The 13,275-nt window shown below is 58.4% G+C and carries 14 protein-coding genes; 3 read left to right on the top strand and 11 right to left on the bottom strand.

Annotated elements, in window-relative coordinates:
• The coding region (locus K1X75_15815; protein MBX7059530.1) for a metallophosphoesterase at positions 1-732 on the top strand (732 nt) is incomplete at its 5' end.
• A 52-nt stretch (positions 733-784) separates the two neighbouring features.
• Here K1X75_15815 and K1X75_15810 read toward each other — a convergent pair.
• On the bottom strand, positions 785-1,702 hold the full coding sequence (locus K1X75_15810; protein ID MBX7059529.1) for a hypothetical protein: 918 nt from the start codon (positions 1,700-1,702) through the stop codon (positions 785-787).
• Positions 1,703-1,771: 69 nt separating this feature from the next.
• A complete protein-coding gene (locus tag K1X75_15805; protein ID MBX7059528.1) occupies positions 1,772-3,100 on the bottom strand; it encodes a formylglycine-generating enzyme family protein in 1,329 nt (442 codons plus the stop codon).
• Positions 3,101-3,383: 283 nt separating this feature from the next.
• Here K1X75_15805 and K1X75_15800 point away from each other — a divergent pair, with 283 nt between their 5' ends.
• Positions 3,384-3,599 carry a hypothetical protein gene (locus K1X75_15800; GenBank protein MBX7059527.1) on the top strand — a complete coding sequence of 72 codons (216 nt, stop codon included), beginning with the start codon at positions 3,384-3,386 and terminating at the stop codon, positions 3,597-3,599.
• A gap of 132 nt (positions 3,600-3,731) precedes the next feature.
• Here the strand turns inward: K1X75_15800 and K1X75_15795 are convergent, their stop codons facing one another.
• The 3 genes from K1X75_15795 to K1X75_15785 all read right to left on the bottom strand — a co-directional run bounded on the left by K1X75_15795 (position 3,732) and on the right by K1X75_15785 (position 7,163).
• A complete protein-coding gene (locus K1X75_15795; GenBank protein ID MBX7059526.1) occupies positions 3,732-5,876 on the bottom strand; it encodes a hypothetical protein in 2,145 nt (714 codons plus the stop codon).
• Between the two features lie 44 nt (positions 5,877-5,920).
• Positions 5,921-6,385 carry a hypothetical protein gene (locus K1X75_15790; GenBank protein MBX7059525.1) on the bottom strand — a complete coding sequence of 155 codons (465 nt, stop codon included), beginning with the start codon at positions 6,383-6,385 and terminating at the stop codon, positions 5,921-5,923.
• Positions 6,386-6,695: 310 nt separating this feature from the next.
• Complete coding sequence (locus K1X75_15785; protein ID MBX7059524.1) at positions 6,696-7,163, bottom strand: RidA family protein; 468 nt, start codon at positions 7,161-7,163, stop codon at positions 6,696-6,698.
• 100 nt (positions 7,164-7,263) lie between these two features.
• Between K1X75_15785 and K1X75_15780 the strand changes: the two genes are divergently transcribed.
• A complete protein-coding gene (locus K1X75_15780; GenBank protein MBX7059523.1) occupies positions 7,264-7,962 on the top strand; it encodes a TrmH family RNA methyltransferase in 699 nt (232 codons plus the stop codon).
• Here K1X75_15780 and K1X75_15775 read toward each other — a convergent pair.
• The 6 genes from K1X75_15775 to K1X75_15750 all read right to left on the bottom strand — a co-directional run bounded on the left by K1X75_15775 (position 7,936) and on the right by K1X75_15750 (position 13,265).
• The gene (locus K1X75_15775; protein MBX7059522.1) at positions 7,936-8,418 is read right to left on the bottom strand and encodes a C40 family peptidase; all 483 of its coding nucleotides are present in this window, start codon (positions 8,416-8,418) and stop codon (positions 7,936-7,938) included. The two genes, K1X75_15780 and K1X75_15775, sit on opposite strands and share 27 nt — an antisense overlap.
• Before the next feature lie 111 nt (positions 8,419-8,529).
• Positions 8,530-9,225 (bottom strand): cytidylate kinase-like family protein, encoded by a 696-nt coding sequence (locus tag K1X75_15770; GenBank protein ID MBX7059521.1) that lies wholly within the window; start codon positions 9,223-9,225, stop codon positions 8,530-8,532.
• A gap of 4 nt (positions 9,226-9,229) precedes the next feature.
• Positions 9,230-10,207 carry an ATP-binding cassette domain-containing protein gene (locus tag K1X75_15765; protein MBX7059520.1) on the bottom strand — a complete coding sequence of 326 codons (978 nt, stop codon included), beginning with the start codon at positions 10,205-10,207 and terminating at the stop codon, positions 9,230-9,232.
• Positions 10,208-10,215: 8 nt separating this feature from the next.
• Positions 10,216-11,202 carry an ABC transporter ATP-binding protein gene (locus tag K1X75_15760; GenBank protein MBX7059519.1) on the bottom strand — a complete coding sequence of 329 codons (987 nt, stop codon included), beginning with the start codon at positions 11,200-11,202 and terminating at the stop codon, positions 10,216-10,218.
• Positions 11,203-11,220: 18 nt separating this feature from the next.
• Complete coding sequence (locus K1X75_15755; GenBank protein MBX7059518.1) at positions 11,221-12,252, bottom strand: ABC transporter permease subunit; 1,032 nt, start codon at positions 12,250-12,252, stop codon at positions 11,221-11,223.
• Entirely contained in the window at positions 12,252-13,265 is a 1,014-nt protein-coding gene (locus K1X75_15750; protein ID MBX7059517.1) for an ABC transporter permease subunit, read from the bottom strand. Before K1X75_15750 ends, K1X75_15755 begins: the two co-directional genes overlap by 1 nt.
• Positions 13,266-13,275 lie beyond the last annotated feature (10 nt).

Genomic DNA, 13,275 nt, shown 5'->3' with positions numbered 1-13,275 from the left:
CATTTCGCAATTGAGGATCGGCGCATCTCGGCGCCAGTAAGGATCGCTCACATTACGGACCTACAGACCGACGGCATTGGTCCGATGCACTGGCAAGCTCGCCAGCAGCTGCGCAGTTTTCAGCCCGATCTCATCGTATTTACGGGCGACGTTCTCAATCATCCGCGCTTGATACCAGAGGTCGCTGACTTCCTTCATTCGCTTGCAGCGCCCGGTCGTTCTTACCTGATTCGCGGCGACCACGATGCCGGGCTGCCAGGCGCCAGCTTCGCGGCGCGCAGCGGCTTTCGCTGGTTTGATGGTCAAAGCGAAATCATTACAATCCGCGGCGCGCAATTGAAGCTGATCGGGCTAGGACGCCCTGACATGCGCCACATGGCTACTGTTGATCTGCTGACCAGACCGCGCCGCGCCGGCGAGGCGCAACTCTATACCATCGTTCTCAGTCATCCGCCGGATGCGCTGTTTGCGGCCGAGCGCCGCGGCGTAGACCTGCTGATTGCCGGCCATACGCATGGCGGGCAGATTGCACTGCCCTTTTTCGGGCCGCCATTGACTCTGACCCGAGCGCCGCGGCGCATTGGCGCCGGCGGCCTGCATCGCTATGGACGCCTGGAAGTGTTGGTTTCTCGCGGGCTGGGCATGGAAGGTCATGTCGCGCCACGGATTCGTTTCTTGTGCCGACCACAGCTTTCGCTGCTTGAACTGCGTCCGGCATCCTCCGCACATTAACGCCTTGATGAAAGGCTCGACTGCGGGGGCCAGAGCGCTGTATTAAAAGATCCTATTCGAATCCTTCATGGATCAAGCCGCGCTCAAGCAGCGAATGCAATTGAACGCTATCATGCGCGGCAACGATTTGCACACGCTCTCCCATTTCCTCTTTTAGCTGATGCAATGCCGAGAGCTGATCGACCACCGCCTGTCGATTTTCACGAAGCATCACGGCGCTCACCAGCAAGGGTCGCCCGCGCACTCGATCCACGTTCTGCATATTCCAGGCGATATCGCCAATCAGCAGAAACTCCTTGCCATCGGCCAGGCGCAGATAGATCAACTGGGTGCCCTGCGAATGCCCGGGCGCTTTGAGCAATGCAATGCCGGGCGCTGGCGAATAGACGCCGTCATAGCGCAGCGGAGTCAGGGACTGCAATGCTCCTTCCGGCCACCTGGCGGCAGCGGTCGTCGGACCGGAAATTTGCTCTGCGGTCATATGCACTCGATCACGAATCTCGTTGAAATAGGGCGAATGGGAGATGCCGCCGACATGATCCATATGTTCGTGAGTCACAAGTATCATCCGCGACTTGCGCATTGCCTGCTGCATGCGATCAAAGTTTTCCTGATAGAAGGGCTGGCCGGAAAAGAAATCCTCGTGAATGGCCCGGTCATGTGCTGTTTCCAGAATGATAGATCCGTCGGCGTAGACAAGTTGGTAGGAAACAAAGCTCATCGCGGTCTTTTGTAAGAGGCTGTCGCCTGCCACCACGGCCATGGAGGGAAATCGGCCTTCGCCAACGACCAGTGCATTCAATCGTAAGGGCAAAGCCCCGCCGCGGCCGGCAGCCTCGCGCATCTGTTGCAATTGCAGCGCAAAGGGGGCAGGGTCGGGCGAGGGCGCCCGAAAAAGGAGCAGATAAACGGACAGCGCCAGAACGGCAATGATAGCTGCAACAATCTTAGATTTGCGATGGCGACTCATTGGCCAAAGCTGCTACAGAGCGGCGCACCGGGCAACCGCATTTGCTCGAGTCATGGATGTTCGCAGCTGCTACTGCGCTCCCAGAACCAGGCGAAAGCCCGCGCTGCGATCTGCGGCCAGCGTCGGCAGTCCGCCATAGTCTCGCGTATCGCTGCGAGCAAATTCAAATCGTTGTGCAAAACTTCCGCCGCGTATTACCTTGAAAATGCGTCCGGCGGCGCCGGCGGCATTGCGCAGCCGCGATCCAGGATAGGCTTGGTACCAGCTGGAGGTCCACTCGCGGGCATTGCCGCACATTCCGATCACTCCGTAGGGGCTCTCATCATGCATCTCGTAAACCGAAACGGCGCTGCCGCGGCCGCTTTCCAGAGTATTGCAGCGATCGGCGAAGAACTCGTCGCCCGTCGGGTAAAGTTGCGGCCGCCGATTCATCCCCTCGCGACCAAAGCGGCGCGCCAGAACAGCCAGTCCGCCGCGGGCCGCCAGCTCCCATTCCAGTTCGACGGGCAAACGTTTGCCGCTCCAGCGCGCATAGGCCTCGGCATCGGCGTAGCTGGCCACAGTAATCGGATGATCTTGCTGCCCATCGGGAAATCGGCCGCCATTTGCGGCCCAGGCCGGCGGGGCGGGATGACTGCTGGCCTGTAGAAATCGAAGGTACTCGGCGTTAGTTACTTCGTAGCGATCAATATAGAAAGGCTTAACTTTCGTGAGATTGGCCGCAGTGCGCGAATAAAACTGCGGATTGAAATTATCTGCTTCGGCATCGTCGCCCTGCCCGAAGACGATATACTCCTCCGGGATATAGACCATCCATTTTCCATCGATCGGATGACGTATCTCGGCGTGTGGCTGGCGCGGCCGAATCCCGGAGGCCGGCGGCGGCAAATAGCCGGGAGGATGGCGGTAGAGCCCGGCGCTGTGGCCAACAGCAAGCACCCGCAGTTCATTGCCGTCAGCCGCCTCAAAGTAGCCGTGCAAGATGATGTCCCGGCCGCCCGGCAAGCCCTCAACCACAACTCGGGTACAGGAAAATCGTCCGGCGACAAGCCCGCCCTGATTCAAGATCGTAAGTTCGGGATTCTCTCGCAGAAAAAAATCACGCAAGGCGGACTCATTGCGGCGGCGCAGCAGAGCCGGTTCGGGACCGGCCACACGCATCACTCCCATGTTTTTCTGCACGGCGACTACTTCGCCCAGCGCAACAAATTCCCAGCGATCCGTCTGCCCCTGACGCAATGGCCCGCCGGCAGCAGCGGGGATAGCAGGGTCTGGTTGCGACGGACTCTGCGCCTGACTGACCACAAGCGGCAAGACCAGCGCGAACAGAATCGCCGCCCGGGCTAGAAGATAGCGCTGCACCTTACCTGTATCGGCGCGCGCGCTCGTTTGTCGCACTACTCTGCTATACTGCAGCTGGATCAGGGTGCGGCCGTCAGGCGGCCCCGATCAGGACAAGAGGCCACTTGCGGGCCGGGATCTCCGGCCCAAATTTTTGGCCATCGGGCAATGGCCAAACAAATATTTTGTAGTTGACGTCCGTATAGTAGTTCGATATTTAATGTGACAGAAAATTATTACGTGACGCTTGCAAGACCTGAAAATCCGTGGTAAATTAGGCAAAGAGACATAAACACGGGGACAGGGTAAGCCGTCAAATGAGTAGGTGGAGGCGACACCCATGGTAGTGAAGCAAATGGAAAATCCGGTGTTTCACCGGAGAAAGCGAGAGAGTCTTCCGGGGAAAGGCGTGGAGACGCAGCCCGGCAACCGGGAGAAGAGTTTCGAACAGTACTTGATCGAGGCCTTTGAGGGCGAGGTTGTTCAGCGCGGAGACCTCTTCGCCAGCAGCGTTTCGCAATTGACGCGGGACAATTTGATTCGGTTGAGCCAGTAAGTTCTGAGCGTGCAGCGCAACGCCCGACGATTGCCCTGAGGAATCAGGGGCGGATCTATCAATACCAAATAAGATCTGCTTCACTCGCCTCTTGCACCGTCCCGCCACAGCGGACAATCCGGGCTGCGCCGCTCAGAGTTTCTTAAGAAAGAGCATCAGTCCCTCGTACACATCCCGTTGCCTAGCATTGTGCCTGGCCACAAGCTCATCGCGGCTGGCAGCCGCAGGTTCATTGCGCAGCTTCGTTTCACAGCGACTGAGCAACTCAGCCTTATTCCGCGTGAGATAAGTTCGGGTCGCGTAGACATCCAGACCGCCGGCCACTGGAATCCGCAGCACTTCGCGGACCGATGCGGCGCCAACATCGATCAGGCCAAGCAACTTTCCGGCAGCCGCACCGCCCTCGCCCTGCACAATGCGTTGCAGGTCCTCTTTTACTGGAAAAAGTCCGCGGTCCCATGTAAGATCCAGACGCTCTCGCAACAAGTCCAGGCCGCGCTTGCCGGCATCATCCAGCGCTTCGATAACGCCGGATTCCTCGCGTTCTTTTCGATCTACGCGTTCTCGAGCCAGCTTGCGCGTGTCGCTGGCCGCCTTTTGCTGCGCGTCGCGCCTTCTACCGCTGGTAATACGGTCCGCTCGACGAGCGTTTCGCGCATACATTTCTGCTCGCATTCGGCGTGCACTGATTTCGTCGAGTTCGGAGCTGGTAATCCACATAAACAGACGCGACCACCACGGCAGCTGCGCGGTCAGCGCCTCGTTACCAGCGCGCTTTAACTTTTCCAGAAAGACCGGCGCGACATATTCTTTCAGTTCCGCTTCTCCAACGCGGCCAACGCCCAGCAGTTCTTCCAGCGAAAAGAGCAATCCCTTATCGCCAGTTTTCTCAAAAAGTTCGATGGCGGTTTCTATCGCCTTTGCAGTGATTTTTCGATCTTTGTAGATTACGTATATATTTTCCGCTTCATTGAGATCGAAGTCGGCCGGGATATCATTGGGCGGAATAAAAGGATCGGTTACCGCCAGAACGCCCGGAACTCGACCGCGCAACATCAAGCGAACAAATTGCTCATTGGCGCCCAGACGTCGGTGGTCGCGCAGCCGAAAAAGCGTGCCGGCCGCCTGTATTTTCTTCACTATGTCGCGCGCCTCTCGCAGCTCCGCTTCTTTGGCGCTCTGCTTATCGCGTGCGCGCAGCCATGAGCTGAGCTTCAATACTTCGACGAGCAAAGGCGCATCGCGCGCGGCTTCTGATTCCTTTTTACGCTGCTCGAGCGCCGCCCTTGCGGTCGACTCAAAGTATTCCAGCTGGTTGATCTGGCTCGACTTCAGCTGAGCATCGAGCAGCCTCAATTCGTCGCCGCCGATCAGGCCCGCCAGCCAGTCCGGCTTCATCGAAGCTGTCAGCGCAGCCAGGCGATTGCGAATTTCCGGCTCCGGATTGAACAGAATAATGTCCGTGAAGCGGTCAGCGCCAGCCATTCCTGAGTTGCGCAAATCTTCGCAGCCGATGGCCAGAAGGACGCGCTCTCTGACAGCCGTAGTAACCAGCGGTCGATAGAGGCGACGGCCAAGCTCCCCGTTGACGCGACGCAAATTGGCAACATCATAGCCAGTGACCGTCGAGAAACTGCGTTCCTCGATCATCATTTTGCGGAGCATAGCGTCGGCGCGACCCTGTTGCAGAGGAACCTCCGCGGGCTCGCGCGCCGCCGCAAACCAGGAGGCATAGTCAAATCCGAAATCCGGCGACTGAACAAAGGACCTCAATACGTTCAGCCCAATCGTAATGGTGCTGCGATAGCCCACAACTACCTTGTCCAGATGCTTGGGCGTCGGCGCGACAAAGCGCGTAGCGAATCCGATGGTCATCTTTCCCGCCAGCTGCGGCTCCCGTAGAATATGAATGAACGGCGGATCCTGGGCGGCCAGACAGATGCAGTGCTTGAACAACTGCTCCTCGGTTGGCATGGGGATCTTATCGCTGACGCTGCGCTTGTAAGCCGCCAGCTCTCGAGAGACATCCTGTAGCTCAGGATAGTAGACGTTTTCCCGACGAATCGCGCCGGAGAGATATCGCTGGATCGCTTGATAGATCTGACCGAGGGTCTTTACATGCTCGCGAAAGTCATCGCCCAGCGCTCCGCCGTAGCTGCTTTGCGAGCTGAAGACGAGATCTGCGTCCCGCGGATTCAGAGCTAGAAGCTTGCGCGCATCTTGTTCTCCGCCGGCCGCCGAGGATGCCGAATCTGTATTGCCCTGGCTGGAATCCATTTATCGTGAGGCCCTACCGTCGCCGGCGCAGCGTCCGCCGGAATTCAGCCCAGACGCCGAAAGAAGCGCTCGCGCAAATCCTGGTACTGAAACAACGGAACTGCCAGAGCCGCGCGCGCCATCGAAGCCTGCAACAGGAGTACGACGCAATACGCATAAATCCACGGCGTCCATTGAAACTTCAAGACCTTTGCATGAACAAGATCTGGCCGAATGAACCCAGTTGCCAGCAATCCCGCTGCAATCGCTGCAGCGATGTAGTAGAGTCGCGATCGCCAGCGCAGGTCGGCCAGAACGCCCAGCAGGCCAAGCAAGGCCGGGGCCCCAAACCACAAGCGCGAACGACTTCCAATTGCAATTGTTTCCGGAGACATGAGGTCCAGGTCGAATTCCTGCCAGCGAGCAATACAAAGAATCCCTGTCAGCAGCGAAAGACAGGCAAAGGCCACTTGAATCAAAGTGAGTCGCTGCGCTTCAGCGCTGATCCTTGCCGCCCATTTTCCCAGCACGGCGCGCCATCCTCGGCCCGCCACCCGCGCCAATTCCAGCAGTAACGCGAACAGCTGGAGAGGCGCCTGACTCTTGCCCGGGAGGACCGCGCTCGCCGGAATTGTACTGTGCCGCTGCAATGGGTCCCGATCCGGGATGCCGCTTTTCGAACGCTCGGCGAAAACCGCAGCTTCTCTGCGCAGCGGTTCATTCAAGGGCCCCTGGCGGCGGACTGTGGGCGGCGGCGCGGCGGACGCCTTGCGTGGCGTTGCGGCGCGTACTGCACCTCGCGTTCCGCTTGCGGCTTTTTTCCCGCGGTTTGCGCTGCGCTCAGCCACCGCCTTCCTGCCCGCTCAGGAAGATGACTTCCAATTCGACAGCCGCGTTCATTGGCAGCGATGCAACGCCCACGGCGGCGCGAACATGGACTCCGGACTCTCCAAAAATTTGCACTGCCAGATCCGAGGCGCCATTGGCAACCTTGTGCTGGTCGACGAAGCCCGACGCCGAGGCGACAAAGGCGCCCAGACGCAGCACTCCTCTAATTTGATTGAGTTCTACGACGAGGGCCGCCGCTGCCAGAGCATTCAAGAAACACTGGGCCATCGCCGGATGAAGATCTTCCGCCCTCGCGCTTGCTGCGGCAATGCCGCTGGCCAGCAATGCGCCATCTTTCAGCGGCAGCTGACCGCTGACATAAACAAGCCCGTTGTGCAGGCGAGCCGGCGTATACGAAGCAAGCGGACGGGCAGCAGCCGGAAGCTCCAATCCAAGTTCTTGAAGACGCTGCTGGAGCATTGGCTCAGGCTTTTCGCCGCGGCCGCTCAGGCAACCAGAAATAGGAGCAACGACCAGAACTCTGCTGGACGCACGGCATCAAGTGTCCAAGCCTCCGGCGGTGGCGTCTCAAGATCAGGGATTGAGCGCGTATCTGGCGCAATTTTTGACGCCGCAGCGTTTGCAGCGCATGGAGGAGGCGCTTGCGGAGCGCACGCGCTACCTGACGGTCGCCCTCGAAGACATCTACCAATCGCACAATGCCTCCGCCTGCCTGCGCAGCTGTGAAATCCTCGGCGTTCAGGATATCCATATCGTGGAAGAACGCAATCGCTACCATACCAATCCCGACGTCGAAATGGGCGCTTCGCGCTGGCTCAGTTTGCGTCGCTACAACCAGGGAGAAGAACGCATCCTGCAGTGCATCTCCCAACTGCGTCGCGCCGGTTATCGCATTTTGGCGGCCAGTCCGGCGCCCGCCGCTGTCACTCCCTGGAATGTAGAGCTGGATCAACCGCTGGCTATTGTATTTGGGGCCGAGGAACAGGGACTCAGCGCTCTGGCCTGCGAGCGCGCCGACGGCTTTCTGCATTTGCCGATGTACGGATTTACGCAAAGCTTCAATATTTCTGTAACTCTGGCAATTACCATCAGCACAATCATGGAACGATTGCGGCGCAGCGACCATCCCTGGCGTCTATCGCAACGGGAGATGGATGCCTTGCGTTTGCAGTGGATGCGACGGAATTTGCGCAGCGCTGATCAGCTGGAGAGGCGCTACCTCAGCCAGCGATCAAGGTCGTCCAAAAATGGAGCGTGAGCCAGCGTAACGTTGTTTCCAGTAGCCGCTGCGCATATCAGCGTAGTCGACCTTTTTTCCGCTGGAGGGAGCGTGGATGAAGCGATAGCCGCCCACATAGATGCCCACATGGGAAATACGCTGACCTTCGATTCTGAAAAAAACAAGATCGCCAATAGCCGGAACTCGAACCGGATGCATTGCGCCGTACTGGTCGCCAGCGGTACGAGGCAAACGATATCCAGCCCGCGAATAGACAAAACTTGTAAAGCCGCTGCAGTCGAAACCGCTGGGGCTTTCGCCGCCGGCGCGGTAGGGCGCTCCCAGATAGTCTTCAGCCACAGTTACGATGCCAGCGCCATCGTAACGCGTCAGACGACGCTCGGCGGCCCCCTTGACGGCTGTGGCAAGCGGCAGGACCAGCAGCAGTGCGACGCCTGTCGCCGCGCGCAAGTTTCTTTGAAAGGGAAGCGCCATAGGGGAACTATCGGCGCAGCCGACCCGGCTGGTCCAGAGCCATTCGCCGGGAAAACGTTGCCTGCTACTCCGGCGGGAAGCCTTCCGCTTTCCGATTGAGCCTGCCCGGGTTTACGCGCGCCGAGAAGCAAAGCGACTGCGCGCCATATCGACGATCGCTTCGATTATTTGTTCCTGACTGAGCGTAGCACAATTGAATTGCACATCAAAAATGTCGTCGGTGAGACGTTCGCCGGCAAAATAATCGCGGATGTAGATGCGCTCACGATCGACAGCGGCGATCTTCTGAAGCGCTTCCTCGTCTGACTTGAGATTGTCCAGTTCTTTGGCGCGTTCCTTTCTGTAGGAGAGCGGGGCATACAGGCGGACGTGCAGCGATTGTGGAATATCGCGGGCGATGGCCACGCCGCCTCGCCCCAGAATCACTGCGTGGCCGCCATAGGCTACAGTTCGGATTACATTGGCGATGGCCCGTTTGACGCGAGCGTCAGCTGGATCTTGCTGTGAAGCGAAAGAGCTGATAAACTCCCGAAAAAAACCGGGCGGCGCGCTGCGTCCCACCTCTTCAACCAGCCTGGCGTCGACTTGCAGGTCCGCCGCCGCTTTGTTGATGATCTGCTTATCGATCACCTGCCACTTATCGTGCTGCGAGCTGCGCGCGCTGAGCGTATCGGCAACGGCGTGGGAAATCGGCACGGCGGGGCAGCCGTACTCGCGGGCGATTGTTATCACCGGACCGGGGCTGGCCCCAACCGACTCCTTGCGCATCTTTTCTTCTACGTATGATAAAATGAAGCTCTTGGGCATCGCTTTACTCCAGTGGAAAATGACAGGCAGCCAGACCGCCGTCCACGGCCTGTAACTCGGGTCGCTCTCTAGAGCAAAGCTCTTTACGCCCAGGACAGCGAGTATGGAAGGCGCAGCCAGCAGGCGGGTTCATTGCCGAAGGCGGCTCGCCGGTCAGAATGGACGGACGTTTTCCACGCTGCAAAGTCGGAATTGAATCCAGCAGCGATCGGGTATAGGGATGCCGCGGGCGTGAAAACAGCTCACCGGACGTCGCCGACTCCGCAATTCTCCCAAGATACATTACGTGAACGCGATTGCTGATGCTTCGCACCAGCGAAAGATCATGGGAAATGAAAAGTAGCGCCAGTCCCATTTCCTCTCTGAGACGCAGCAGCAGATTGACGATTTGCGCCTGCACACTTACATCCAGGGCCGCTACAATCTCATCGCAGACAATCAAGCGCGGCTCAACGGCTAACGCCCTTGCAATAGCCAGGCGCTGTCGTTGTCCTCCGGAAAAAGCGTGCGCATAGCGATTCAGGTAGTCCCGGTCCAGGCCCACCCGTTGAAGCAACTCCGCCGCCCGATCACGCAAGTCGGTGGCCTTCGCCAGTTTGTGAATCTGTAGCGGTTCGCTGAGCATCTCCTGAACGGTGTGTCGCGGATTGAGCGAACCGTATGGATCCTGAAAGACAATTTGAAAATCGCGGCGAAAGGGCCGCCAGCTGGAAGGCTTACGGACCTCGATTGGCTTGCCATTCAGGCTGAGTCGTCCACTTGCCACTGGCGTCAGTCCAAGCAAGGCCAGACCCAGGGTGCTCTTGCCGCAGCCGGATTCCCCGACTACCGACACAATTTCGCCAGGCGATATCTGCAGGCTGACGCCGTCAACCGCCCGCACCTGTCCCACTACGCGACGTAGAATCCCGCCGTGTACAGGATAATAAACGCGAATGTCCTCCGCAGCCAGAAGGGACGTTGATGCGGTCGCCGCCGACATAGCCGCAGTCATCGGCGAAACTCCGCGTCCGGTTGTACGAAAAAGCAGGCAACATGATGCGTCGCCGAGTCGGGCAGAGCGCGCAGCGCCGGTCGCGCCTGACAGGCGTCAAAAGCCTGAGCGCAGCGTGGTTGAAAACGACAACCGCCGGGGTACTGTTCGGGACGGGGGACCTGTCCCTCAATGGCACGTAGAGCGCCGCTCCCGGCGCTTTCCGGCAGCGCCCCGATCAGTCCCTGGCTGTAGGGATGCAGCGGCATCGCCAGAAATGCATCCACCGGCGCCTGCTCCACTACGCGCCCGGCATACATCACGGCCACCCGGTCAGCATACTGCGCGATCAGGCCCAGATTGTGCGTAATAAGCAGTACTGACATTTTATTTTCACGTTGCAATTCCTTTAGCAGCTCCATGATCTGAGCTTGCACAGTAACGTCCAGCGCTGTGGTCGGCTCATCGGCGATCAATAGGCGCGGGCGCAGCAAGAGCGCCATTGCAATCATTACCCGCTGCAGCATGCCGCCCGAAAGCTGGTGTGGATAGGCCCCAAGCACGCGCGCCGGATCAGCGAAGCCGACGCGGGCCAGCAGCTCGGCAATGCGCTGCTGCGGATCGCCCTCAAAGGGATGGAACTCGAAAACCTCTTCCAGCTGCCGACGGATTGTGTACAGCGGATTCATCGCCGCCGCCGGCTCCTGAAAGATCATTGCAATTCCAGCCCCGCGCAGCGCGCGCAGTTCTTCGGCTGGCAGAGTCAGTACATCGCGTCCCTCAAAGCTTATGGTCCCGCCAAGCACTCGACCGCCAGGATTGGGCAACAGACGCAGGATCGAAAGTGCGGTGACTGTCTTGCCGCAGCCGGACTCTCCCACCAGACCAAATATCTCGCCGCCAGTAATTTCAAGGCATACGCGGTCGGTGATTTCGACGGGGCCAGAGGGCGAGTCGAAGCCAATTGATAGATCCTGGATTTGCAACAATGGATGCTGACTCATGATATTTCCGCGGCCCAATTACTCCACTCGCTGCCGGGCCCGCGGATCCAGGGCCTCGCGAACGCCTTCGCCTATGAAAGTTGCCAGCATCAGCGTAGCAAACAGGGCCAGCGATGTTACCAGGGTGATGCGCGGATACTCGCGGATCACATCGACGCCCTGCTGCAATAGCTCGCCCCAGGAGGGCGTCGATGGCGGCAGTCCAAGACCCAGAAAGTCCAGCGCCGTCAATGACGTAATTCCGCCAATCAACTGGAAGGGCAAGAGTGTAATGACCGGCGTCAGCGAATTGGGCAGAATGTGCCGAAACAAAATCCGCCAGTGCGACGCGCCCAGCGCCCTGGCCACATTGACGTAAACCTGCGATCGCTGACGGAATACCTCGCCGCGCATGTACAGCGAAAGACCAATCCAGGAAAACAGCGACATTACAAAGATCAGGATAGCAAAGCTTCGTCCATAGACGGAAGCAATGAGGATTACTACATAGAGGAAGGGAAGCGCCGACCAGATTTCAATAAAACGCTGCATAACAATATCAAAAGCGCCGCCCAGATAGCCCTGCAGTGCCCCCAGGCTCAAGCCAAGCGCCAGGCTCAGTACGACCAGACTCAAGGAAAAGAGCATACAGATCCGAAATCCATAGATCAGTCGGGCCAGCAGGTCGCGACCCAGGCGGTCCGTACCCAGCCAGTGTTCAGCGCTGATCGGGTAAGGCGGCGCCCCGCTGATCATCAGATAAGGGCGATTGGGGTCATGGGGGATTGGAGCGCTGATCATCCAGGCGCGCGCCCGAAAGGCGGCGTCGCCGCGCAAGGCATTGTAGTCAGCCTCCTCGCTGAAGGGCTGACCGAACGCGCTGCCCGGATAGTAGCGCAGCACGGGAAAATAAGCGCGGTCGTTTACGTACAAAAAGAGCGGCTTCTCGTTGGCCAGCACTTCGCTGAACAACGACAGGCCGAAGGCAATACTGAGAGCCAGCAAGGACCAATAGGCGCGGCCCATCGACCGAAACCGTCGCCAACGCTCTCTGGCAGCCGCACTGAACATCAATCCAACCTGATCCGCGGATCGACGACGACGTACATCATATCGGAAAAGAGGCGCCCCAGCATAGCCAGCAAACTGATCAACAGAATCAGTCCCATGGCAACCGGGTAGTCGCGATCCATGATCGATTCGTACATGAGTTTGCCCATGCCATCAATGTTAAATACCTTTTCGATCAAGAGTGCGCCGGCGAAAATAAGCGTAAAGACTTCGCTCAATCGCGTCACAATTGGAATCAGGGCATTTTTGAGCGCGTGGCGCCATACAGCGCGATCAAACTCCGAACCTTTGACAATTGCCGTACGCAGATAGTCGCGCGACATTTCGTCGAGCAGGCTGTTCTTCATCAGCAGCGTCAGGAAGGCAAACTCCGAGGCCATATAGCAGACCAGCGGCAGAAACATGTGGTGCAAGAAGTCCAGAACGCGGCCTGGAAAAGAGAGTAGCTCCCAGTTATCGGAAACAATGCCGCCAATGGGAAAAAGGTCGAGAAAATTTCCGCCAGCGAAGAAGACAATCAGGAGCAAGCCCAGAACAAAGCCAGGCACCACATAGCCGGCAAAGATAATTGCCGTCGTGCTGACGTCAAAAGCGCTGTGGTGCAGCAACGCCTTCTTTAATCCCAGAGGAATACATACGGCGTAGGCAAAGAGGAAGGAAGTCAGACCAAAGAACAACGAAACCGGAAAGCGCGCCCGAATTACATCCCATACCGGCTCGTGGTAGGTATAGGAACGACCGAGGTCCAAGGTCAGTGCGCCGCCCAGCCAGCGCAGGTAGCGCTCATGAAAAGGACGATCGAATCCATAGTAGGCGCGGATATTGTTGACTTCCTGTGGCGTGATAGCTCGCGATACGTCCACGCCCTGCAGACCAAGACTGGCTCGCGTTCGGGCAATGTACTGTTCCACCGGTCCGCCGGGCAGAATATGCGTGATGCCAAATACGATCAGTGTGATCCCCAGAATGGTGGGGATCATCAGCAGCAGCCTCCGAATTAGATAAGCTCTCACAACAAGCTTC

It is taken from the genome of Leptospirales bacterium (assembly GCA_019694655.1).
Taxonomy (GTDB): domain Bacteria; phylum Spirochaetota; class Leptospiria; order Leptospirales; family Leptonemataceae; genus SSF53.
Note: the sequence above shows the minus strand (reverse complement) of the source record. Positions and strands in the feature narration are given on the sequence as shown.

Bases quoted from the DNA above. Each gene is read 5' to 3' on its own strand.
- K1X75_15755 (MBX7059518.1), bottom strand. From the start codon at position 12,252: ATGTTCAGTGCGGCTGCCAGAGAGCGTTGGCGACGGTTTCGGTCGATG.
- K1X75_15775 (MBX7059522.1), bottom strand. From the start codon at position 8,418: ATGGCGCTTCCCTTTCAAAGAAACTTGCGCGCGGCGACAGGCGTCGCA.
- K1X75_15765 (MBX7059520.1), bottom strand. From the start codon at position 10,207: ATGTCGGCGGCGACCGCATCAACGTCCCTTCTGGCTGCGGAGGACATT.
- K1X75_15760 (MBX7059519.1), bottom strand. From the start codon at position 11,202: ATGAGTCAGCATCCATTGTTGCAAATCCAGGATCTATCAATTGGCTTC.
- K1X75_15795 (MBX7059526.1), bottom strand. From the start codon at position 5,876: ATGGATTCCAGCCAGGGCAATACAGATTCGGCATCCTCGGCGGCCGGC.
- K1X75_15770 (MBX7059521.1), bottom strand. From the start codon at position 9,225: ATGCCCAAGAGCTTCATTTTATCATACGTAGAAGAAAAGATGCGCAAG.
- K1X75_15800 (MBX7059527.1), top strand. From the start codon at position 3,384: ATGGTAGTGAAGCAAATGGAAAATCCGGTGTTTCACCGGAGAAAGCGA.
- K1X75_15785 (MBX7059524.1), bottom strand. From the start codon at position 7,163: ATGCTCCAGCAGCGTCTTCAAGAACTTGGATTGGAGCTTCCGGCTGCT.
- K1X75_15810 (MBX7059529.1), bottom strand. From the start codon at position 1,702: ATGAGTCGCCATCGCAAATCTAAGATTGTTGCAGCTATCATTGCCGTT.